General features: G+C 75.1%; 18 protein-coding genes and 1 pseudogene. 3 read left to right on the top strand and 16 right to left on the bottom strand.

What is annotated here, in order from left to right:
- Positions 1-14: 14 nt before the first annotated feature.
- Together ACFYWL_RS18745 and ACFYWL_RS18750 are read right to left on the bottom strand one after the other, a co-directional pair.
- Positions 15-1,895, bottom strand: coding sequence for a propionyl-CoA synthetase (locus ACFYWL_RS18745; RefSeq protein ID WP_386974245.1), 1,881 nt, complete (start codon positions 1,893-1,895; stop codon positions 15-17).
- A 280-nt stretch (positions 1,896-2,175) separates the two neighbouring features.
- Positions 2,176-2,730 carry a hypothetical protein gene (locus ACFYWL_RS18750; protein WP_386974247.1) on the bottom strand — a complete coding sequence of 185 codons (555 nt, stop codon included), beginning with the start codon at positions 2,728-2,730 and terminating at the stop codon, positions 2,176-2,178.
- A gap of 109 nt (positions 2,731-2,839) precedes the next feature.
- Between ACFYWL_RS18750 and ACFYWL_RS18755 the strand changes: the two genes are divergently transcribed.
- Positions 2,840-4,072, top strand: coding sequence for a GNAT family N-acetyltransferase (locus ACFYWL_RS18755; protein WP_386974249.1), 1,233 nt, complete (start codon positions 2,840-2,842; stop codon positions 4,070-4,072).
- A 122-nt stretch (positions 4,073-4,194) separates the two neighbouring features.
- Entirely contained in the window at positions 4,195-4,518 is a 324-nt protein-coding gene (locus ACFYWL_RS18760) for a hypothetical protein (protein ID WP_386974252.1), read from the top strand.
- Between the two features lie 33 nt (positions 4,519-4,551).
- Here the strand turns inward: ACFYWL_RS18760 and ACFYWL_RS18765 are convergent, their stop codons facing one another.
- From ACFYWL_RS18765 to ACFYWL_RS18775, 3 genes are all read right to left on the bottom strand, one after another.
- Positions 4,552-5,019 (bottom strand): ribose-5-phosphate isomerase, encoded by a 468-nt coding sequence (locus tag ACFYWL_RS18765; RefSeq protein WP_386974255.1) that lies wholly within the window; start codon positions 5,017-5,019, stop codon positions 4,552-4,554.
- Positions 5,020-5,098: 79 nt separating this feature from the next.
- Positions 5,099-6,298, bottom strand: coding sequence for a DUF1015 family protein (locus tag ACFYWL_RS18770; RefSeq protein ID WP_386974258.1), 1,200 nt, complete (start codon positions 6,296-6,298; stop codon positions 5,099-5,101).
- 163 nt (positions 6,299-6,461) lie between these two features.
- Positions 6,462-7,085 carry a disulfide bond formation protein DsbA gene (locus ACFYWL_RS18775; RefSeq protein WP_386974260.1) on the bottom strand — a complete coding sequence of 208 codons (624 nt, stop codon included), beginning with the start codon at positions 7,083-7,085 and terminating at the stop codon, positions 6,462-6,464.
- Between the two features lie 222 nt (positions 7,086-7,307).
- On the opposite strand from ACFYWL_RS18775, the gene pepN reads away from it, so the two are divergent.
- A complete protein-coding gene (pepN, locus tag ACFYWL_RS18780; protein WP_386974263.1) occupies positions 7,308-9,863 on the top strand; it encodes an aminopeptidase N in 2,556 nt (851 codons plus the stop codon).
- Between the two features lie 256 nt (positions 9,864-10,119).
- On the opposite strand, the gene ACFYWL_RS18785 is transcribed toward pepN, so the two are convergent.
- The 11 genes and pseudogenes from ACFYWL_RS18785 to kynU form a co-directional block, all read right to left on the bottom strand.
- Entirely contained in the window at positions 10,120-10,527 is a 408-nt protein-coding gene (locus tag ACFYWL_RS18785) for a DUF5130 family protein (RefSeq protein ID WP_386974266.1), read from the bottom strand.
- Positions 10,514-10,798: a hypothetical protein gene (locus tag ACFYWL_RS18790; protein WP_043966299.1), complete on the bottom strand. Its 285-nt coding sequence runs from the start codon at positions 10,796-10,798 to the stop codon at positions 10,514-10,516. Before ACFYWL_RS18790 ends, ACFYWL_RS18785 begins: the two co-directional genes overlap by 14 nt.
- 73 nt (positions 10,799-10,871) lie before the next feature.
- Positions 10,872-12,335 carry an amidase gene (locus tag ACFYWL_RS18795; RefSeq protein WP_386974268.1) on the bottom strand — a complete coding sequence of 488 codons (1,464 nt, stop codon included), beginning with the start codon at positions 12,333-12,335 and terminating at the stop codon, positions 10,872-10,874.
- Positions 12,336-12,389: 54 nt separating this feature from the next.
- Positions 12,390-13,454 (bottom strand): amidohydrolase family protein, encoded by a 1,065-nt coding sequence (locus ACFYWL_RS18800; RefSeq protein ID WP_386974270.1) that lies wholly within the window; start codon positions 13,452-13,454, stop codon positions 12,390-12,392.
- Positions 13,454-13,978, bottom strand: coding sequence for a 3-hydroxyanthranilate 3,4-dioxygenase (locus tag ACFYWL_RS18805; protein WP_043966295.1), 525 nt, complete (start codon positions 13,976-13,978; stop codon positions 13,454-13,456). Before ACFYWL_RS18805 ends, ACFYWL_RS18800 begins: the two co-directional genes overlap by 1 nt.
- A 16-nt stretch (positions 13,979-13,994) precedes the next feature.
- A complete protein-coding gene (locus ACFYWL_RS18810) occupies positions 13,995-14,423 on the bottom strand; it encodes a RidA family protein (RefSeq protein WP_386974273.1) in 429 nt (142 codons plus the stop codon).
- A 208-nt stretch (positions 14,424-14,631) separates the two neighbouring features.
- Positions 14,632-15,402: pseudogene (locus tag ACFYWL_RS18815) on the bottom strand (2-keto-4-pentenoate hydratase); the annotation flags it as partial.
- Positions 15,399-16,193, bottom strand: coding sequence for a 2-keto-4-pentenoate hydratase (locus tag ACFYWL_RS18820; protein WP_386974276.1), 795 nt, complete (start codon positions 16,191-16,193; stop codon positions 15,399-15,401). The pseudogene ACFYWL_RS18815 and the gene ACFYWL_RS18820, both read right to left, overlap by 4 nt.
- The gene (locus ACFYWL_RS18825; protein WP_386974644.1) at positions 16,190-17,671 is read right to left on the bottom strand and encodes a 2-hydroxymuconic semialdehyde dehydrogenase; all 1,482 of its coding nucleotides are present in this window, start codon (positions 17,669-17,671) and stop codon (positions 16,190-16,192) included. The genes ACFYWL_RS18820 and ACFYWL_RS18825 overlap by 4 nt, the downstream gene beginning before the upstream one ends.
- A gap of 23 nt (positions 17,672-17,694) precedes the next feature.
- Positions 17,695-19,029, bottom strand: a complete 1,335-nt coding sequence (locus tag ACFYWL_RS18830; protein ID WP_386974279.1) for an FAD-dependent oxidoreductase — start codon at positions 19,027-19,029, stop codon at positions 17,695-17,697.
- Complete coding sequence (gene kynU, locus ACFYWL_RS18835; RefSeq protein ID WP_386974281.1) at positions 19,026-20,306, bottom strand: kynureninase; 1,281 nt, start codon at positions 20,304-20,306, stop codon at positions 19,026-19,028. The genes ACFYWL_RS18830 and kynU overlap by 4 nt, the downstream gene beginning before the upstream one ends.
- Positions 20,307-20,313 lie beyond the last annotated feature (7 nt).

A 20,313-nucleotide genomic window follows, 5' to 3' on the forward strand; every position in this document is an offset into this window, starting at 1 on the left:
TCGTCAGTCAGCCGTCAGTCGGTCCGGGCCAGGTCCCGGAAGACGCCGAGCGTGGCCGGGTCGTCGATGGTGGCCGGCACCGGCTCGTCCCGCCCCTCCACCAGCCCGCGCATGGTGCGGCGCAGGATCTTGCCGGAGCGGGTCTTCGGCAGCGCCGGCACGACGGTCACCCGGCGGAACGCGGCGACCGGGCCGATCCGCTCCCGCACCAGGGCCACCAGCTCGGCGGCGAGGGCGTCCGGGTCGACCTCGACGCCGGCCTTGAGCACCACGTATCCGCTGGGCACCTGGCCCTTCAGCACGTCGGCGACGCCGATCACCGCGCACTCGGCCACCGCCGGGTGCCCGGCCAGCACCTCCTCCATCGCCCCGGTGGAGAGCCGGTGCCCGGCCACGTTGATCACGTCGTCGGTGCGGCCCATCACGTACAGGTAGCCGTCGTCGTCGAACCGGCCGCCGTCGCCCGTCAGGTAGTAGCCGTCGAAGGTGCTCAGGTACGACCGGACGTACCGCTCGTCGTCGCCCCAGAGGGTCGGCAGGCAGCCCGGCGGCAGCGGCAGCCTGATCACGATCGAGCCGTCGACGCCCGCCGGCACCTGCGCGCCCTGCGCGTCGACCACCCGCACGTCGTAGCCGGGGACCGGCACCGAGGGCGAGCCGGCCTTGATCGGCAGCGGTTCGAGGCCGCGCGGGTTCGCCGCCACCGGCCAGCCCGTCTCGGTCTGCCACCAGTTGTCCACCACCGGCACGCCCAGCCGCGCCCCCGCCCAGGCGAACGTGTCCGGGTCGAGCCGCTCCCCGGCGAGGAAGAGCGTACGCAGGCTGGTCAGGTCGTAGCGGCGGATGCGGGTGCCGTCCGGGTCCTGGCGGCGGATCGCCCGGATCGCGGTCGGCGCGGTGAACAGGGCGGCCACCCGGTGCTGCGAGACGACCCGCCAGAACGCCCCCGCGTCCGGCGTGCCGACGGGCTTGCCCTCGTACAGCACCGTGGTCGCCCCGGTGAGCAACGGGCCGTACACGATGTAGGAGTGGCCGACCACCCAGCCGACGTCGGAGGCGGCCCAGAAGACGTCGCCCGGCCCGATGTCGAAGACGTTGCGCATCGACCAGCGCAGCGCCACCGCGTGCCCGCCGTTGTCGCGCACGACGCCCTTCGGCCGGCCGGTGGTGCCGGAGGTGTAGAGCACGTAGAGCGGGTCGGTGGCGGCGACGGGGACGCAGTCGGCGGGCTCCGCGCCGTCGAGGGCGTCGTCCCAGGTGACGTCCCGGCCGGGGGTCAGCGGGGCGGGGTGCTGGGGACGCTGCACGAGCACGCACCGCTGCGGGGCGTGCTCGGCCTCGGCGAGGGCCGCGTCGAGGATCGGGTGGTAGGGCACGATCCGGTCCGCCTCGATGCCGCACGAGGTGGCCACGACCACCTTGGGCCGGGCGTCGTCGATGCGGACGGCCAGCTCGTGCGCGGCGAAGCCGCCGAACACCACGGAGTGCACCGCGCCGATCCGGGCGCAGGCCAGCATGGCGACCACCGCCTCGGGGACCATCGCCAGGTAGAGCAGCACCCGGTCGCCCCGGCCGACCCCGAGCCGGCGCAGCGCCCCGGCGAACCGCGCGGTCGCGTCGCGCAGCTCGGCGTACGTGTAGGTGCGGGTGACGCCGGTGACCGGGCTGTCGTGGATCAGCGCCGGCTGGTCGCCCCGCCCCGCCGCCACGTGCCGGTCGAGGGCGTTGTGGCAGGTGTTCAGCTCCCCGTCGGGGAACCAGCGGTACAGCGGGGCCCGGCTGTCGTCGAGGATCCGCTGCGGGGGCCGGTGCCAGTCGATCTCCGCCGCCGCGTCCCGCCAGAATCCGGTCGGGTCGGCGATGCTCCGCTCGTACGCTGCTCGATACGCGCCCATCGGGTCATGATCGCGGGGCGCGGCGGGTGGGGACGACGGCCGGCCGGCTCCGGTGCGCCGGACGTACCCCTCGGGTCGCCGAACGGCGCTGCGGCCGGTCGCCGCGGCCGGGCCGGGCGACCGGCCGGGCCCGCGGGGCAACCGGGGCCGCCGGGGCGGATGAAGGCCCGCCGGGCGGGTATGCCGCGTCGGCCTGGTGGGGAACGGCCCGCGTCGCGCGGGCCGCGACGGCGACGCCCGGGCGGCCCGGCTCTTCGCCGACCGCCCGGGCGCACCGGCTTCAGTTGCCGGTGACCCAGTTCCAGGCGGAGACGATCCACTCGGTCTGCTGGAGGTAGGCGATCCCCAGCCCGACCAGGAAGACCGCCGTCACCAGGTGGGCGCCGCGCGCGCTGCGCCGGACCCGCCCGAGCTGCCGCTCCAGGACGACCCGGCCGAGCAGCCGGGACAGCCCGAACAGGCCCGCGGCGACCAGCAGGCTCAGCAGGAACGTGAGCACCGGCGCCCCCAGGTTGCCCCGCCCGGAGATGGCCCAGATGCCCCAGCAGACGAAGGCGAAGAGGGCGCCGGCGGCGCTCCACTCGCCGCCGACCCGAAGCTGCTTGAGGTGCCAGCTCAGCGGCCGGCGGGGCGCGGACACGTTAGACCACTGCCCGTCGTGCCCGCCGTGGCCGCCGTGCTCGACGGTGGGAAACTGCTCGGTGCGCGGCGGGCGTCGCTGGCCGACCGATGCCACGCCCCGGCGGAAGGCGTCGGGCTGCGGCGGCACCCCGACACCCGGCTGCGGCGGCACCTCGACCGTGCGCTCCGCCCACGGCTGTGTCTGGTCTGCCATCTCGTGTCCTCCCCCTGACCGATGCCGGCGTCGCCGGCCCGCCATCTCCGAGGGTAACCAGCCGGCAAATCCGCTCGCCCGTGCGTGCGCCGTGGGATAGACACGGCGGATGACGGATACTCCCCTGCCGATCACCGTCGGCCGGCCCGACGACTTCGACGAGCTGGCCCGCCTGGTCGAGATCGCGTTCCACACCACCCTCGACGCCGAGACGCGGGACGCCGAGCGGAGCATCTTCGAGCCGCGACGGAGCCTGGTGGCCCGCGACGGCGCGGACCTCGTCGCGTCCGCCGGGGCGTACACCCGGGAGCTGACCGTGCCGGGGGCGATCGTCCCCGCCGCCCACGTGACCATGGTCGCGGTGCTGCCCACCCACCGCCGCCGCGGCCTGCTCACCCGGCTCATGCGCCGGCAGCTGCGCGAGGTCCGCGCCGCCGGCCGGGAGCCGGTGGCCGTGCTGTGGGCCAGCGAGGGCCGGATCTATCCCCGCTTCGGCTACGGCCTCGCCGCCCAGCAGCTCACCGTCGAGTGCGCCACCACCGAGCTGCGGCTGCCCGCCCCGACCGCCGCCGAGGGCCGGCTGCGCCTGGACCGCCCGGCCGCGCGGCGGGCCGAGCTGGCCCGGCTGTACGACCAGCAGCGCGCCGACCGCCCCGGCTGGTCCGACCGGGACGAGCGGTGGTGGCGGTACGTGCTCGGAGACCTGCCCGGCCATCGCGACGGCGCGACGGAGCGGCGGGTGCTGCTGCACGAGGCCCCGGACGGCGAGGTCGACGGGTACGCGCTGTGGCGTTCCCGGCGCGGCTACGACGCCGCCGGCCCGTGCGGGGTGACCGTCGTCGAGGAGCTGGTGGCCACGAACCCGACGGCCCGCCTGGCGCTGTGGCGGCTGCTGCTCTCGCTCGACCTGACCCGCCGGCTGTCCTACCAGGGGCCGGTGGACGACCCGCTGCTGCGGCTGGTCAACGAGCCGCGGCGGCTGGAGCCCCGGGTGGACGACGCGCTGTGGGTGCGGGTGGTGGACGTGCCCGCCGCCCTCGCCGCCCGCCGGTACGCCGCCGCCGTCGACGTGGTGATCGAGGTGACCGACGAGCTGCTGCCGGAGAACACGGGGCGCTGGCGGCTGACCGGCGGCCCGGACGACGCCCGCTGCGTGCCCGCCGACGCCCCGGCCGACCTGGCCTGCGATGTGCGGGCGCTCGGCGAGCTGTACCTGGGCGGGGTGGCCGTCACGGCGCTCGCCGACGCCGGACGGGTCACCGAGCTGCGCCCCGGTGCCCTCGCCGCCGCCGGCCCGGCCTTCTCCTGGCGTCGGGCCCCGTCGGCGATGGGCACCTTCTGACGCCCGGCCCGGGGCGGGGCGGCGCGGCGGCCGACGGGCGCGGGCCTCACGCCGGGTGCGAGGGGCCGCGCCGACCCGGTGGGCGCGGGCGCGGGGGCGGCCCCGGGCGGTACGGTCGACGGATGGGTGACGCGGAGCGACGGCGACGCCGGTCGAGGCACCACACCGACGGCGAGGCCCTCGCCGCGACGGCCGGGACGCAGGACGTGGCGGCCGAGCCGCCGCGCCGCCGGCCCGCCCCCGGCGGCGACGACCGGGACGGCGGCGAGCGGGGCCTGCGCGGCCTGGTCGGGCCCGGCTCCTCGCAGGTGGGGCCCCGGGCGGCGATGCGGGCCCGGGACGCCGCCCGGCCGACGGAGGCGGACCTGGCCGAGGCGGAGCGGCGGGTGGTCGTCGTCCGGCGCAACTGGGTGCCCCGCGAGGACCTGCCCCGCTCCGGCCGCTGAGCGGGGCGGGGCAGGGCGGGTCCTCGCGCCGGGTCAGGGCAGCTCGGGCAGCTCGTGGCTCTGCTCGTACGCGGCGACCTGCTCGATCCGGCGGGCGTGCCGGGGGTTGCCGGAGAACGACGTGGTGAGGAACGCCTCGACGATGGCGGTCGCCTCGTCCAGGGTGTGCTGGCGGGCGCCGACGGCCACGATGTTCGCGTCGTTGTGCTCCCGGCCGAGCTGGGCGGTGTCGATGTTCCAGGCCAGCGCCGCCCGGACGCCGGCGACCTTGTTGGCGGCGATCTGCTCGCCGTTGCCCGAACCGCCGATGACGACGCCGAGGCTGCCCGGGTCGGCGACCACCCGGGTGCCCGTGTGCAGGCAGAACGCCGGGTAGTCGTCGTCCGGGTCGAAGACGTGCGGCCCGACGTCGACCACCTCGTACCCCTGCTTGGCGAGGTGGCTGGCCAGGTGCACCTTCAGCTCGAAACCGGCGTGGTCGGATCCCAGATAGACGCGCATACCGCGCAGTCTGTCAGGCCGGCTCACGCGCCGACGCGCGGGCGGCGGCGCGGAGCCGGTTTCGTCACATGAGCGCAGGTCAGCGGGGCAGCTCGGCCACCACGAGGCCGCCGCGGGCCTTCGGGGTGAACCAGGTGCTCTTGCGCGGCATCTTCTCCCGGGCGAGGTTCACCGCGACGAAGTCGTCGACGGTCACCGGGGCGATCAGCACGGCCAGCTCGGCCCGGCCCGCCTCGACCTCGCCGGTCAGCCAGCTCGCCGGGTAGTCGCCGCCGACGTACGTGATGCGCTTGTCGCCGGGGTCGAGGCCGAGCGCGTCACGCAGCAGCACCCGCTCGACCAGGGCGTGGTCGAGGTTCTCCAGCCGGCCGCCGTCGACGTGCGGCAGGCGCACCGCGTACCCCTGGTCGGGGAGCCGGAGCACGACGGTGCCGCCGGCCGTCGGGACCTCGACCGGGCCGTCGATCGGCTCGACCTCGGCCCCGGCGGCGCGGAGCCGGTCGAGCAGCTCGGCCGGGGTGACGGTCAGCTCGCTGACCAGCCGGTTGTAGGGCTGGATGGCGACCGACGCGGGGGTGGTCACCACGGCCAGGAAGCGGGGCAGGCCGCCGGTCTGGGCGGCGAGGCTGCGGTGGTTGCCGTCGGCGACCACCAGCTCGCCGCCGCCGGCGAGCGCGGTCAGCGCGTCCTGCTCGGGGCCGGGGCCGAGCAGCCACACGGCGTGCGTGCGCCCGGCCTGGTCGGTGTCGGTGGCGGCGGGCGCGCCGGCCGACTCGGTGGCCGCCGCGAGCGCGGCGTGCAGCTCGTCGCCCCGGCCGGTCTGGAGCAGGAGCACGGGCGAGAGCAGGTGCCCGAGCGCCTCGGCGAGCGCGACCCGCTCCCGGACCTTGGCGATGAAGACGTCCTCGTTGCGGATGACCAGGCCCGGCTCGTCGGCGCTGGTGGAGATCTGGTCGGTGTCGACCATGGCGAACAGCCCGTACGCGGTCTCCTCCCCCGGCGCGCTGATCCGGTAGAGGACCACGACCTGCTCGGCCGGGGTGTAGCTGCCGTCGGCCTTCGCCTCGGCGAACCGGGCCACCGCGTCGGGGAGCGCGTCGAGGAACGACTTCCCCAGGCTCTCCGGCGCCCGGTGGGGCATCTCGATGCCGAGGGCACTGTGCGGGTTCGCCTCGATGATCGCGGTGATCTCCGCGTCGTCGGCGAACTCGTCGTAGTTCTGCGCGCCGGTGCCGCCAGTGGTGATCCAGGCCCGGGCGATCGGATGCACGACCGTCATGTCCGCTGACGCTACCGCCGCACGGTCACGCCACCCCCCGGCACCCCACCCCGGTCCACCAACTGAGCGGGGCGCCGCCCGGGGGCGCGCCGGCCGGCGCGCCCCCGGGCGGTGGTGAGGAGGGGACCCTTCTCTACCGCAGGCGTTAAGAAGGGGCCCTTCCTTACTCGAAGCTCGGGCCGACCTCGCGGGAGCGCTTCAGCTCGTAGAAGCCGGGCGTGCCGGCGACCAGCAGGACGCCGTCCCAGAGCCGCCCGGCGGCCTCCCCCTTCGGGCGCGGGGTGACCACCGGGCCGAAGAACGCCACCGGCGAGCCGTCGGGGCCCGGGGCGTGGATCACCGGGGTGCCCACGTCCTGGCCGACCGGCCGCATGCCCGCCTCGTGGCTGGCCCGCAGCGCCTCGTCGTAGTCGGTGGACTCGGCGGCGTCGGCCAGCTCCGGGCCCAGCCCGGCGTCGGCGAGCGCGGCCACGTACAGGTCGCGGCCCAGCTCCTCCTTGCCGAGGTGGATGCGGGTGCCCAGCGCCGTGTAGAGGGCGCGGACGGCGTCGGGGCCGTGCTGCTGCTGCACCGCGACGCACACCCGCACCGGGCCCCAACCGGTCTTCAGGAGCTGCTGGTACTGCTCGGGCACGTCCCGGCCCTCGTTGAGCACCGACAGGCTCATCACGTGGAAACGGATGTCCACGTCGCGGACCTGTTCCACCTCCAGCAGCCAGCGGGAGGTCACCCACGCCCAGGGGCAGATGGGGTCGAACCACATGTCGACGGCGACACGCTCGGTCACGTGAGGTTCCCTTCGCGACGGGAGGGCCGAAAGCCGGCGCCTCGTCCCTCGATCCTCACCCCACGGCGCATCGACCGGTAGCGGAATGAGAGCGTGAGCTCGACCACCGCGAGGTGCCCTCGCATGGAAGACTCGGATCGGAACCGGTCGCCACGAGCGAGCGGTGGGCTGGCGCCGCGGCGGCGCACGGCGAGAGTGGGATGGAGACGAACAGTGCCGGGAGTGCGCAACCTGACCCAGGTGGAGGCCACCGAGCGGGCCCGCCTGCTTGAGGTGACCGGGTACGACATCAGTCTGGACCTGTCGACGGCCGTGCAGGCGGCCGACGGACGCACCTTCCGGTCGGTGACCGAGGTCCGGTTCCGTTGCGCCGAGCCGGGTGCGGCCACCTTCATCGAGGCCGCCGCCGAGTCGGTCCGGTCGGCCACCCTCAACGGCGTCCCGCTCGACCTGTCGGGCTGGTCGGCGGAGAAGGGGCTGGCGCTGCCCGGCCTGGCCGCCGAGAACACCCTCGTCGTGGACGCCGACTTCGCGTACTCCAACAGCGGGCAGGGGCTGCACCGCACGGTCGACCCGGTCGACGGGGAGACCTACCTCTACAGCCAGTTCGAGACGGCCGACGCGCAGAAGGTGTTCGCCTGCTTCGACCAGCCCGACCTCAAGAGCGTCTACACCTGGCACGCCACCGTCCCGGAGCACTGGCGGGTCGTGTCCAACATGCCGGTGGCGCGCGAGGAGCCGGCCGGCGAGGGGCTCAAGGCGGTCCACTTCACCTCCTCCGCGCGGATGAGCACCTACATCACCGCGCTCTGCGCCGGCCCGTACCACGAGGTGCGCGACAGCCACGACGGCATCGACCTGGGGGTCTACTGCCGGGCGTCGATGGCGCAGCACCTCGACGCCGACGACCTGTTCCTGGTCACCAAGCAGGGCTTCGACTTCTTCCACGAGCAGTTCGGGGTGCGCTACCCGCTGCCCAAGTACGACCAGCTCTGGGTGCCCGACTTCAACGCCGGGGCGATGGAGAACTTCGGCTGCGTCACGCACGCCGAGTCGCACTACATCTTCCGCTCCCAGGTCACCGACTTCGAGTACGAGCAGCGGGCCAACACGATCCTGCACGAGCTGGCCCACATGTGGTTCGGCGACCTGGTCACCATGCGCTGGTGGAACGACCTGTGGCTCAACGAGTCGTTCGCCGAGTGGGCCAGCCACTGGTGCAACGCCAACGCCACCCGGTTCTCCGACGCGTGGACGACGTTCCTGTCGATCCGCAAGAACTGGGGCTACCGGCAGGACCAGCTCTCCTCCACCCACCCGGTCTACTGCGAGATGCCGGACCTGGAGGCCGTCGAGGTCAACTTCGACGGCATCACGTACGCCAAGGGCGCGAGCGTGCTCAAGCAGCTCGTCGCGTACGTCGGCGAGGAGCCGTTCCTGGCCGGGCTGCGGGCCTACTTCGGCAAGCACGCCTGGGGCAACGCCACCTTCGACGACCTGTTGTCGGAGCTGGAGACGGCCTCCGGCCGGGAGCTGCGCAAGTTCGCCGCCCAGTGGCTGGAGACGGCGCAGGTCAACACGCTGCGCCCCGAGGTGACGATCGGCGCGGACGGCGCCTATGAGCGGGTCGTGGTGCGGCAGGAGGCCCCGTCGGGGCACCCGACGCTGCGCACGCACCGCATCGGCGTGGGCCTGTACGACCTGACCGACGGCCGGCTGGTCCGCCGCGACCGGGTCGAGGTCGACGTCACCGGCGAGTCGACCGAGCTGACCGACCTGGCCGGGGTGCGGGCCGCCGACGTGCTGCTGCTCAACGACGACGACCTGACGTACGCGAAGCTGCGCCTGGACGAGCGGTCGATGGCCACGGTGGTGCAGCACATCGCCGGGTTCGAGTCGTCGCTGTCGCGGGCGCTGTGCTGGATGGCGGCGTGGGACATGGTCCGCGACGCGGAGCTGTCGGCCCGCGACTACCTGGCGCTGGTGCTGGCCGGGCTGCCCGCCGAGACCGACATCAACCTGGTCACCGCCACCCTGCGGCAGTCCGTGGTCACCACCCTCAACCTGTACGCCGACCCGGCGTGGGCCCCGACGGGCTGGGCGGAGCTGGCCCGCGCCGCGAAGGCGACGCTGGCCACCGCCGAGCCGGGCAGCGGGCTCCAGCTCGCCTGGGCGCGCGCGTACGTGCAGGCGTCCCGCTCGGCGGAGGACCTGGCCGCCGTCCGGGGCTGGCTGGGCGGGGTGGACGTGCCCGAGGGGCTGGCCATCGACACCGAGCTGCGTTGGGTGATCCTCCAGTCGCTGGTGAGCAAGGGCGTGGGCGGGCCGGCGGAAATCGAGGCGGAGCTGGCCGGCGACCGCACCGCCAGCGGCGAGCGGGAGGCCGCGTACGCGCACGCGCTGGTGCCGACCGCCGAGAACAAGGCGGCCGTGTGGGCGCAGCTCACCGGCCCCGACGCGCTGCCGAACTGGCGCAACCGGGCGCTGTTGCAGGGCTTCGCCCCCGCCGTGCAGGCGGAGCTGGTCGCGCCGTACCGGGAGCGGTACTTCGAGGTGGTGGACCAGGTCTGGGCGCAGCGTGACAGCGAGCCGGCGCAGGAGTTCGTGCAGCTGGCGTACCCGACGCAGCAGGTCGCCGAGGACACGGTGGCCGCGACCGACGCGTGGCTGGCCGCCGCCGGCGACAAGCCGGCGTCGCTGCGGCGGCTGGTCGCCGAGGGCCGCGACGCCGTCGTGCGCGCGCTGAGGGCCCGCGAGCGCGACGCCCGCAGCGCCTGACACAACGTGGTACGCGGCCCGGGGCCGGCGGCGGACGCGAGTCCACCGCCGGCCCCGGGGCGTTTGGTGTGGCGTGAGGAGGTGGCCGCGATGGCACAGCCGGACGCGCTCGCCCCGCCGAACGCACGGACGCCCGGCCCGCTGTCGCGGACCGGGCGTCGCCGGGTGAGTGCTGCTCGCCGTGGGCTCCTGCTCGCCGTACGGGTGGTGAGAAGGGTGCCCTTCTCGACCGTATGCGTTAGGAAGGGGCCCTTCCTTACGCCCGGCCGGCGTGGCTGGCGAGCTGGTCGAGGCCGCTGATGATGCCGCCGGCCAGGTCGCCGCCGCCGAAGGCCGCGACCATGGAGAGCGCGGCGAGCTTCGCGTACGTGTCGGGGATGCGCTTGCGGGCGTGCCGCCCGGTGACGATCTCCAGCTGGCGCTGGTTGGGCGACACCGCGATCAGGACCGACCGGTCGGGCTCGGCGAGCTGGCGGTGCAGCCGCTGGGCGTGCGCGCGGATCGGCTCGTCGAGCCCGCCGACGTAGACCGAGAAGACCAGCCCGGTCCCCTGGTCGGCCAGGCGGAGCGCCTCGTCGATGCGCAGCAGCTGGCGGGTCGAGAACGGCCCGTCCAGCACCTCGGGCGGGGTGCCCGCCTCGGCCTGCTTCTCACCAACGGTCACTTGCGCCTCCGGTTCCACCAGCCGGCGCCTCGACGCCGGCCCGGTCAAGCTTGTGGCTGGTCAGCGCCGGCGCCTGCGCGCCCGCCGCCAGCGCGGTGCCGGCCGAGTCGGCCAGCTGCTCCGGACGGCCCAGGAACCAGACCGGAGTGAAGTCGAAGGGTCGACCCGGCCGGTAGCGCTTGGCGCCGCCACCGGAGGACCGGCCACCGGCGAACGCCAGCGCGGTGATCACCAGCACCACGGCCGCCGGGATGCCGACGAAGATCAGCAACGTCTCGGTAACAGACAATCCCAACGCCCCCAGGCGGAAAGAGAGACCAGGAACTTCCGGGTCGGTTGGACGATCATGACATCGGCTCGCCGACTCCGCTCGTATTCACGTTAGCGGAGCCCACGGCCCGCCAGACTGCGGGGTGGCGATCCCACCCGCCGCTGGCGTGCTCAAGCTGCGCGGCGACGCCGAGAAGGGTCGCGTCGGCGCCGAACCGGCCGGTGAGCAGAACCCCGACGGGCAACCCCTCGGCGGTGCGCCCCACCGGCAGCGAGACGGACGGTTCGCCCGTGACGTTGAACACGGCGCAGTACGGCGAGAACCGCCGCTGCAGGTCGAAGTCGCGCTCCGGGTCGCCGTCGGCGGTGAACCAGCCCACCGGGGCCTGCGGCGCGGCGAGGGTCGGACAGAGCAGCAGGTCACAGCCGGCGGTGCGGCGGGCGGCCCGGCGCACCTGCGCCTGGAGCTCGCCGAGGGTGCTCGTCAGGGCGCCGGCGGAGATCTCCGCGCCCCGGGACCGCAGGAGGCGGGTCAGCGGCAGCAGCCGGCTCTCCCGCTCGGGCGGGACGGGGGCGAGCGCCAGGACGTACCACACGATCTCGAACAGCGGCCACACCTCGGGGCCGAACGGCGCGGGGACGTCGACCACCTCGTGCCCGGCCTCGGTGAGCAGCGCGGCGGCGGTGTCGACGGCGGCCACGCAGTCGGGGTGGACGGGCTCCTCGGCGAGCATCGGGGCGGTGAACCGGCCGACCCGCAGCCGGCCGGGCGCGGCGCTGCGGGCCGCGCCGAGGTAGCCGCCGTCGGGCGCGGGCGGCGGCAGGTAGGGCTCGCCGGGCACCGGCACCGCCATGACGTCGAGCAGGGCGGCGACGTCGGCGACGGTGCGCCCCAGCGGCCCGTTGATCGGCAGCCCGAACGCGCCGAAGCCCACCGGCCCGCCCGGCACCGTGCCCCGGCTCGGCTTGTGGCCGACGAGGCCGCACAGCGAGGCGGGGATGCGCAGCGAGCCGCCGCCGTCGGAGCCCTGTGCGACGGGGACCAGCCCGGCGGCGACGGCCGCCGCCGCCCCGCCGCTGGACCCGCCGGCCGTGTAGGTCAGGTCCCACGGGTTGCGGGCCGGCGGCGCGACGAGGCCCTCGGAGTAGAGCGAGCAGCCCAGCTCGCTGGTGGTGGTCTTGCCGAGGCTGACCAGACCGGCGGCGCGGATCAGCCGGACCACGTCGGCGTCGAGCGGGGGCACCAGGTCGGCGAAGGCCGCCGAGCCGAACGTGGTGCGCACCCCGGCGGTGAGCGTCAGGTCCTTGATCGCGGTGGGCACGCCGTGCAGCGGGCCGCGCTCCTGCACGGGGGCGGCGTCGGCCGCCCGCGCCGCCTGCCGGGCCGCCTCGCCGGTGACGGTGACGAACGCGCCGACGGTGTCGCCGAGCGCGTCGACGCGGGCCAGGTGGTGCTCGACCAGGTCCACGCTGGAGCACTCGCCGCGCGCGATCGCGGCGCCCTGCTCCAGGGCGGTCAGGTCGTGCAGCTCGGCCACCCCGCCATCCTGCCCGACCCCGCCCCGCCCCGCCGCCCGACACGACCGAGCCGGTCAGGTCAGGCGCGGCGACCTGCCGAGGAAGCGCAGGGCGTTGGTGGAGAGGAGCTTGGCGCGCTGCCCGGCGGTGAGGAAGCCGGCCTCGCGGACCACCCGCCCCGCCGGCCGCTCCCCCAGCGGGTACGGGTAGTCGCTGCCGACCAGCACCCGGTCCTCCCCCATGGTGTCGACCAGCAGCCGCAGCGCCGCCGGGGCGAACACCACCGAGTCGACGCAGAACCGGTCGACGTAGGCGCTGGGCGGGGCGGCCGACGCGCCCCGGACCAGGTCGCCCCGGCGGTGCCAGGCGTTGTCGGCCCGGCCCAGCCAGAACGGGAAGCTGCCGCCGCCGTGGGCGAAGCAGATCCGCAGCGTCTCCGGCACCCGGTCGAACACCCCGCCGAGGATCATCGCCAGCACCGACAGGTGCGTCTCGGCGGGCATCCCGGTCAGCCAGCGGGCCATCCACCGGTCGAGCCGGGGGCCATCCGGCATGTCCCACGGGTGCACGAAGACCGGCGCGCCGACGTGCGCGCAGTGCTGGAGGAAGGCGACCACGCCCGCGTCGTCGAGGTCCCGGTCGCCGACATGGTTGCCGATCTCCACCCCGGCGTGCCCGGCCGCGAGGCAGCGGTCCAGCTCGGCGCAGGCCGCGTCCGGGTCCTGCAACGGCACCTGGCAGAACGGCACGAGCCGGTCGCCGCCGCCGGCCGTGACCTCCAGGGTCAGGTCGTTGAAGATCCGGGCGACCTTCGCCGCCTGGCCGGCGGGCCGGTCGTAGCCGAAGAAGACCGGCGTCGGCGACACCACCTGCACGTCGATCCCGTCGGCGGCCATGTCGGCCAGCCGGGTCGGCGCGTCCCAGCACTCGGCCCCGACCGGCCGGAACTCCGTCCCCCCCACCATGATCATGGCGGCCCGCTCGGAGTCGACCCGCAGCCAGGGCCAGCCGGACCCGCCGCACGCCGCGCCGAGGTCCGGCCACCCCTTCGGTACGACGTGCGTGTGCACGTCCACGACGGGCTGCCCCGCGGCGGGGCCGGATGCGGCTTGCCCGGGTGCGGCGGGGCTGGCTGTCATCAGCCCTTGCCCGGGTGCAGCGCGCCGCACTCGCCGCAGGTGCGGGCGGCCTCGTCGGCGTAGAACGCGCCGAACACCGGGGGCAGGTCGGCGGCGATGTCGCGGACCTGCAACTCCACCTCGTGCACCTTCGCGCCGCACTGCGGGCAGTACCACTGGAACTTCTCCAGCGTGCCCTCCTCGCGGACCCGCTCGACGACCACGCCGATCGAGCCGGGCTCGGGGCGCTGCGGCGAGTGCGGGGTGTCGCGCGGCAGCATCCACATCTGACCCTCGCGCACGTGCACCGTACGCGGCCCCTCGGGCGTCATCAGGTTGACGTGCATGTTGCCCTTGACCTGGTAGAAGAACTCCTCGTACGGGTCGACGTGGAAGTCGGTGCGCTGGTTGGGCCCGCCCACGACCATCACGATGAAGTCGTCGCCGCCGGGGAACATCTCCTTGTTGCCCACGGGCGGCTTCAGCAGGTGCTGGTTCTCGGCGATCCAGCCGGGAAAGCTGAACGGCTCGGCGATCTCACTCACGACTGCCCCTCCGAACTCACGACTGACCTCCCGACGGAAGAAGCGCCACGGCCTGCATCTCGATCAGCAGGTGCGGGTGCGGAAGCTGGTGCACGGCCACCGTGGTCCGGGTCGGCCCGTCCGCGTCGAAGAACTCCGCCCACACCTCGTTGTAGCCACCGAAGTCGTTCATGTTGACCAGGTAGGAGGTGACCTGCACCAGGTCGGCCAGGTCCGCGCCGACCGAGCGCAGCAGGTCCCGGAGGTTGCCGACGACGGCGCGGGTCTGCTCCCGGATGTCCAGGTCGGTGGTGCCGAACTCGTCCACGGCGACACCGGCGAACGTGTTGTCGGGCCGCCGCGACGACGTACCGGAGACAAAAACAAAGCCACCAGCCACCTTGACGTGCGGAAACGCCCCCCGCGGCACGGCCTTCCCGGCAACCACCCGAGCCCGCCCGCTCACCGGAAACCACCTCCCCGCGCCGCGGCGCCCGCGACGACCCGGACCACGAAGGGGTTCCGGGCAGCCCGACCCGCGCAGGGATCAAGCCTGACCGCCCGGAGCGGGTCGGGCTGCCCGGAACCCCCCACCGCACCCACCACGCCGCTCACGACGCCGTCCCGAGCGACGCCGCCCCGAGCGACGCCGCCCCGAGCGACGCCGCCCCGAGCGACGCCGCCCGCAGCGACGCGACGCCCAGCTTCTCGACGACGGCCCGCACGTGCGCGCCCGGCCGCAGCGGCACGGCGGCCGTCGCGGCCCCGGCGAGGAACACCCAGCCGGAGCGCAGCCGCACCCCGTGCCGGCCGGCGAGGCGCAGCCCCTCGTCCAGGGCCCGGCGCGGGTCGCCGAGGATCGCCGCGGTCGAGCCGACCTGCGCGATGCGCCCGTCGACCTCCAGCAGCACGCCGAGGTTGTCGAGCCCGTCGGGCACCGGCGACCACGGGCCGATCGCGAACGCGCCCGCCGAGGTGTTGTCGGCGATCACGTCCGGCAGGGAGAAGGCGAAGTTCGCGTACCGGGAGTCGATCAGCTCGATCGCCGGGGCCACGGCGCGCACCGCGTCGGCGAACGACCCGACGGGCTCGCCCGGCTCGGGCACCCGGTCCAGCAGGAACGCCACCTCCGGCTCGACCCGGGGGTGGATGAAGTCGGCCACGTCGACGGTGCCGCCGTCGGGCACCCGCATCACGTCGGTGAGCCGCCCCCAGATCACCTCGTCGACGCCGACCTGGGCCATCTTCGCGCGGCTGGTCAGCCCCATCTTCAGCCCGACGAGGCGCTCGCCCCGGTCGAGCCGGCGCTGCACGAGGGCGGCCTGCACCGCGTACGCGCCGTCGACGTCGAGGCCGGTCTCGGCGGCGAGCTGGCCGATGGCGGTGGCCGTGTCGGCCGCCTCGCCCAGCCTCGCGGCGATGCCGGCGGTGTCCACCCCGATCATGACTTCTCCTCGCTGAAGCAGGTCCGCACCGAGCCGAGGCCGGAGATCCGCGCCTCGTACGCCGCGCCGGGCGTCACCGGCACCATCGGGCCGAGCGCCCCGGAGAGCACCACGTCGCCGGCGCGCAGCGGGTCGCCGGCGCGGGCGAGGGTGCCGGCGAGCCAGCCGAGGGCGTGCAGCGGGTTGCCGAGGCACGCCGCGCCGGCGCCGACCGAGACGGGCTCCCCCGCCTGCTCCAGGACCATCCCGCACAGCCGCAGGTCCACGTCGGCGAGCCGGCGCGGCGCGGTGCCGAGCACGAACAGCCCGCTGGAGGCGTTGTCGGCGACGGTGTCCACGATGGAGATGTCCCAGCCGGCGACCCGCGAGTCGACGATCTCGATGGCCGGCAGCACGTGGTCGACGGCCCGCAGCAGGTCGACGGTGGTGGGCCGCCCGACGGTGAGGTCCGCGCCGAGCACGAACGCGATCTCCGCCTCCACCCGGGGCTGGAGCAGCCGCCCGATCGGCACCTCGTCGCCGTCGGCGACGGCCATCGCGTCGGTCAGCACGCCGAAGTCGGGCTCGTACACGCCGAAGGTGTCCTGCACGGCCCGGGAGGTCAGGCCGATCTTCGCGCCGACCCGGCGCTCGCCCCGGCCGTGCCAGGCCCGCGCCTGGCGCTGCTGCACGAGGTACGCCGACGCGACGTCCCCCTCGGGCAGCAGCCGGCCGCGCAGCGGCGGGCAGGGTTTGCCACTCGCCCGGGCCTCGGTCAGCTCCCGGGCGGCGGCTTCGATGTCGACGGTCATGTCAGGTCCACGCAGACGTTGGTGAGTTCGGAGTAGAAGTCGAGGGAGTGCACGCCGCCCTCGCGGCCGATGCCGGACGCCTTGACCCCGCCGAACGGGGTGCGCAGGTCCCGCAGGAACCAGGTGTTGACCCAGACGATGCCGGCGTCGAGGCGGGCACCGGCCCGGTGCGCCCGGCCCACGTCCCGCGTCCACACGGTCGCGGCGAGGCCGTACTCGGTGCCGTTGGCCAGCGCGTACGCCTCCTCCTCGGTGTCGAACGGGGCGACGTGCACCACCGGGCCGAAGATCTCCTCGCGGTTGGTGCGGGCGTCGGGGCCGAGGCCGGTGAGCACGGTGGGCCGCACGTACGCGCCGCCGTCGCGGGCGTCGCCGAAGGCGGGCGTGCCGCCGCCGGCCCGGAACTCGGCCCCCTCGGCGCGGGCCAGGTCGTGGTAGCCGAGCACCTTGTCCCGGTGCTGGCGGGAGATCAGCGGCATGTTGACGGTGGCCTCGTCGGCGGGCCACCCGTACGCGAGCGCGTCGGCCGCCTTCGCCAGCCGCCCGACGAACTCGTCGAACACGGGCCGCTGCACGTAGATCCGCTCGGTGCACAGGCACACCTGGCCGCCGTTGGTGAAGCTGGACCGCACCGACCCGGCGACGGCGGAGTCGAGGTCGGCGTCGGCGAAGACCAGGCCGGCGTTCTTGCCGCCCAGCTCGAACGAGACGGCCTTCACCCCGTCGGCGGCGGCCCGCATGATCGCCCCGCCGGTGGCGGACTCGCCGGTGAAGGTGATCGCGTCGACGCCGGGGTGGCGGGTGAGGAACTCGCCGGCCGAGTCGGGGCCGAAGCCGTGCACCAGGTTGAACACCCCGGCGGGCACCCCGGCGGCGGCCAGCACCTCGGCGAGCAGGGTCGCCGAGGCGGGGGTCTCCTCGCTGGGCTTGACCACCACGGCGTTGCCGCAGGCCAGGGCCGGGGCGACCTTCCAGGTGAGCAGCAGCAGCGGCAGGTTCCACGGCACGATCACGGCGACGACGCCGACGGGCTTGCGCACGGCGTAGTTCAACGCCCGCCCGCCGGTGGGGGTGACGGTGGTGAACGACTCCGTCGGTGCGGTCGCCACGATCTCGGCGAACGCCCGGAAGTTGGCCGCGCCCCGGGGCACGTCCAGCGTGCGGGCCTGGCTGATCGACTTGCCGGTGTCGGCGACCTCGGCGGTGACCAGGTCGGCGAAGCGGCGTTCCAGCTCGTCGGCGACGCGGCGCAGCACCTCGGCGCGGTCCCGCTCCCCCAGCCGGCCCCACGGCCCGCGCAGCGCCGCCCGGGCGGCGGCCACCGCGTCGTCGACCGTCGACCGGTCGGCCTCGGCCACCTCGAAGACCGGCTCCCCGGTGACGGGGCTGCGCTTGGTGAACCGCCGGCCCGCGTCGACGAACTCCCCGCCGACGAAGTGCCGCAGCAGCGGCGGCCCGCCGACCGCCCGCCCGGCCATCAGGCCCGGATCCCACGTCACGCTCACCGCCGCCCCCTGTTCCACGCCGCGCCGACCGCGCCGGCCAGCAGCGCCGCCGTGCCGGCGGCCACCGCCCCGAGCGCCGCCTGCTGGCGACGCACCCGCCGCCGCACCCGCGCGTACGGGGTGGTGGAGAAGGACACCAGCTCGTACTGGGAGACGTACCGCCCGGGCAGGGCCCGTTCCAGCGCGTGGTCGAGGCGGCGGCGGGCCTGGAAGACCGGGGAGGCCACCTTGTCGCGCATCTCCACGAAGTTGGCCAGCGCCATCCGGGCGATCGCCTCGGCGTCGTCCTGCCGCCGCGCCTGGAACAGCGGCAGCGCCGCCGCCCAGTCGTCGGCGCACTCGTCGAGGCAGCGGTCCAGCGCCACCACGTCCTCGAACGCGCAGTTCGCGCCCTGGCCGTAGAACGGCACGATGGCGTGCGCGGCGTCGCCGAGCAGCCCCACCCGCCCGCCCGCCTGCCAGGGGGCGCAGCGGACGGTGCCGAGCACGCCGACCGGGTTGTGCTGGTAGTCGTCGACGAGGTTGGGGGCCAGCGGCGGCAGGTCCGGGTAGTGGGTGGCGAAGTGCCGCTCGATCGCCGCCGGGCTGGTCAGCGAGGCGAAGCTCGCCGTGCCGTGGGTGGGCCAGAACAGCGTGCAGGTGAACGAGCGGTCCGGGTTGGGCAGGGCGATCATCATCGACGTGCCGCGCGGCCAGATGTGCAGGGCCGCCGGGTCGAGGGCGAACTCCCCGCCGACCGGCGGGATCGTCAGCTCCTTGTAGCCGTAGTCGAGGAAGTCGAGGCTCTCTTCCAGCACCCCGTACGCGAGGAGTTGCCCGCGCACGGCGGAGCCGGCCCCGTCGGCGCCGAGGACGACCGGCGCGGCGGCCGTGGTCTTGCCCTGCGGGGTCTCGAAGGTCATCTCGCCGGTGGCCGGGTCGAGGCCGACGAGCCGGTGGTCGAACGCGACCCGCACCCCGGGCAGCGCGGTGGCGGCGGTGAGCAGGGCGTTGTTGAGCGCGCCCCGGCTGATCGAGTTGATCGCCCGGTCCCCGGTGGCGCTGTAGGACTGGAACGCCGGCTCACCGACCACGGGGTGGATCATGCGCCCGCGCATCGGCAGCGCGTCGGCAAGCACCTGCTCGGCGAGGCCGACGCGGCGCAGCGCGTCGAGCCCGCGCTCGGACAGCGCCAGGTTGATCGACCGGCCCCGCTCGACGCGGCCGGTGCGCGGGTCCGGCCGCCGCTCGTAGAGGGCCACCCGGTAGCCGCGCCGGGCCAGGAAGCAAGCCAGCAGGCAGCCGGCCAGCCCGGCCCCGACGACGGCGATCTCCTCGCGTTCGGGGTTCATGGGGTCACCTCCGCGACCGTCGCGGCCAGCGCGTCGGCGACCCGCCAGCAGTCGTGGTACGTCGAGTAGAGCGGCACCGGGGCGAACCGGACGACGTCCGGCTCCCGGGCGTCGGCGATCACCCCGTGCTCGTGGCGCAGCCGCTTGGTCAGCTCCCCGGCGCTGCCCGCGCCGACGCGCACGGAGAGCTGGCAGCCCCGGCGGGCCGGGTCGCGCGGGGTGACCACGGCCAGCGGGCGGGTCGCGGTGACGTCGTCGAGCAGCCGCTCCAGGTAGCCGGTGAGCCGCACGCTGCGCTCCCGCAGCGCCGGCATGCCGATCGAGTCGAACAGCTCCAGCGAGGTGCGCACCGGGCCCATGGCGAGGATCGGCGGGTTGGACACCTGCCACGCCTCGACGGTGGCCGGCGGCCGGGAGGTGGGGGTCATCTCGAACCGGGTGGCCGCCTCGGTGCTCCACCAGCCCTCGAAGCGGGGCAGGTCGGCCCGGCCATGGTGCCGCTCGTGGACGAAGACGCCGGCCGGCGCGCCCGGGCCGGAGTTGAGGTACTTGTAGGAGCACCAGGCGGCGAAGTCGACGTCCCAGTCGTGCAGCGCGAGCGGCACGTTGCCGGCGGCGTGCGCCAGGTCCCAGCCGACGACCGCACCGGCGGCCCGGCCGGCGGCGGTGATCGCCGGGATGTCCAGCAGCTCGCCGGTGAGGTAGTTGACCCCGCCGAGCAGCACCAGCGCGATCGCGTCGCCCTCGGCGGCGAGCAGGTCGGTCACGTCGGCGGTGCGCAGGGCGTCCTCGCCGGGGCGCGGGCGCAGCCGCAGCACGGTGGCGTCGGGGTCGAGGCCGTGGAAGCGGGCCTGGCTGCGCACCGCGTAGCTGTCCGACGGGAAGGCGGCGTCCTCGATGACGATGCGGGTGCGCCGCCCGGCCGGCCGGTAGAAGCTGACCATCAGCAGGTGCAGGTCGACGGTCAGGGAGTTCATCACCACGGCCTCGGTGGGCCGCGCGCCGACCAGTCGGGCGACGGGCCCGGTCAACAGCTCGTGGTACGGCAGCCAGGGCCGCTGCCCCTCCAGGTGCCCCTCGACGCCGAGCCGACCCCACGCGTCCAGGTCGGCCAGCAGCTCGGCGCGAGTGGCCCGGGGTTGCAGGCCGAGCGAGTTGCCGGCCAGGTACGCGGCCTCCGGGTAGCGCCCGCCGTCGGCCGGCGGCACGTGGAACAGGTGCCGGTGCCCGGGGTCGGCCTTGTCGAGGCGGTGCGCCTCGCTCTCCGCGGCGGTCATCGTGTCC

The organism is Micromonospora sp. NPDC002575, assembly GCF_042889525.1.
GTDB lineage: Bacteria > Actinomycetota > Actinomycetes > Mycobacteriales > Micromonosporaceae > Micromonospora > Micromonospora carbonacea.

Excerpts from the sequence above, each read along its gene's own strand:
- ACFYWL_RS18755 (WP_386974249.1), top strand. The coding sequence starts at position 2,840 with ATGACGGATACTCCCCTGCCGATCACCGTCGGCCGGCCCGACGACTTC.
- ACFYWL_RS18770 (WP_386974258.1), bottom strand. The coding sequence starts at position 6,298 with ATGACGGTCGTGCATCCGATCGCCCGGGCCTGGATCACCACTGGCGGC.
- ACFYWL_RS18765 (WP_386974255.1), bottom strand. The coding sequence starts at position 5,019 with ATGCGCGTCTATCTGGGATCCGACCACGCCGGTTTCGAGCTGAAGGTG.
- ACFYWL_RS18760 (WP_386974252.1), top strand. The coding sequence starts at position 4,195 with ATGGGTGACGCGGAGCGACGGCGACGCCGGTCGAGGCACCACACCGAC.
- ACFYWL_RS18825 (WP_386974644.1), bottom strand. The coding sequence starts at position 17,671 with ATGGCCGGGCGGGCGGTCGGCGGGCCGCCGCTGCTGCGGCACTTCGTC.
- ACFYWL_RS18750 (WP_386974247.1), bottom strand. The coding sequence starts at position 2,730 with ATGGCAGACCAGACACAGCCGTGGGCGGAGCGCACGGTCGAGGTGCCG.
- ACFYWL_RS18830 (WP_386974279.1), bottom strand. The coding sequence starts at position 19,029 with ATGAACCCCGAACGCGAGGAGATCGCCGTCGTCGGGGCCGGGCTGGCC.
- ACFYWL_RS18800 (WP_386974270.1), bottom strand. The coding sequence starts at position 13,454 with ATGACAGCCAGCCCCGCCGCACCCGGGCAAGCCGCATCCGGCCCCGCC.
- kynU (WP_386974281.1), bottom strand. The coding sequence starts at position 20,306 with ATGACCGCCGCGGAGAGCGAGGCGCACCGCCTCGACAAGGCCGACCCC.
- ACFYWL_RS18820 (WP_386974276.1), bottom strand. The coding sequence starts at position 16,193 with ATGACCGTCGACATCGAAGCCGCCGCCCGGGAGCTGACCGAGGCCCGG.
- ACFYWL_RS18745 (WP_386974245.1), bottom strand. The coding sequence starts at position 1,895 with ATGGGCGCGTATCGAGCAGCGTACGAGCGGAGCATCGCCGACCCGACC.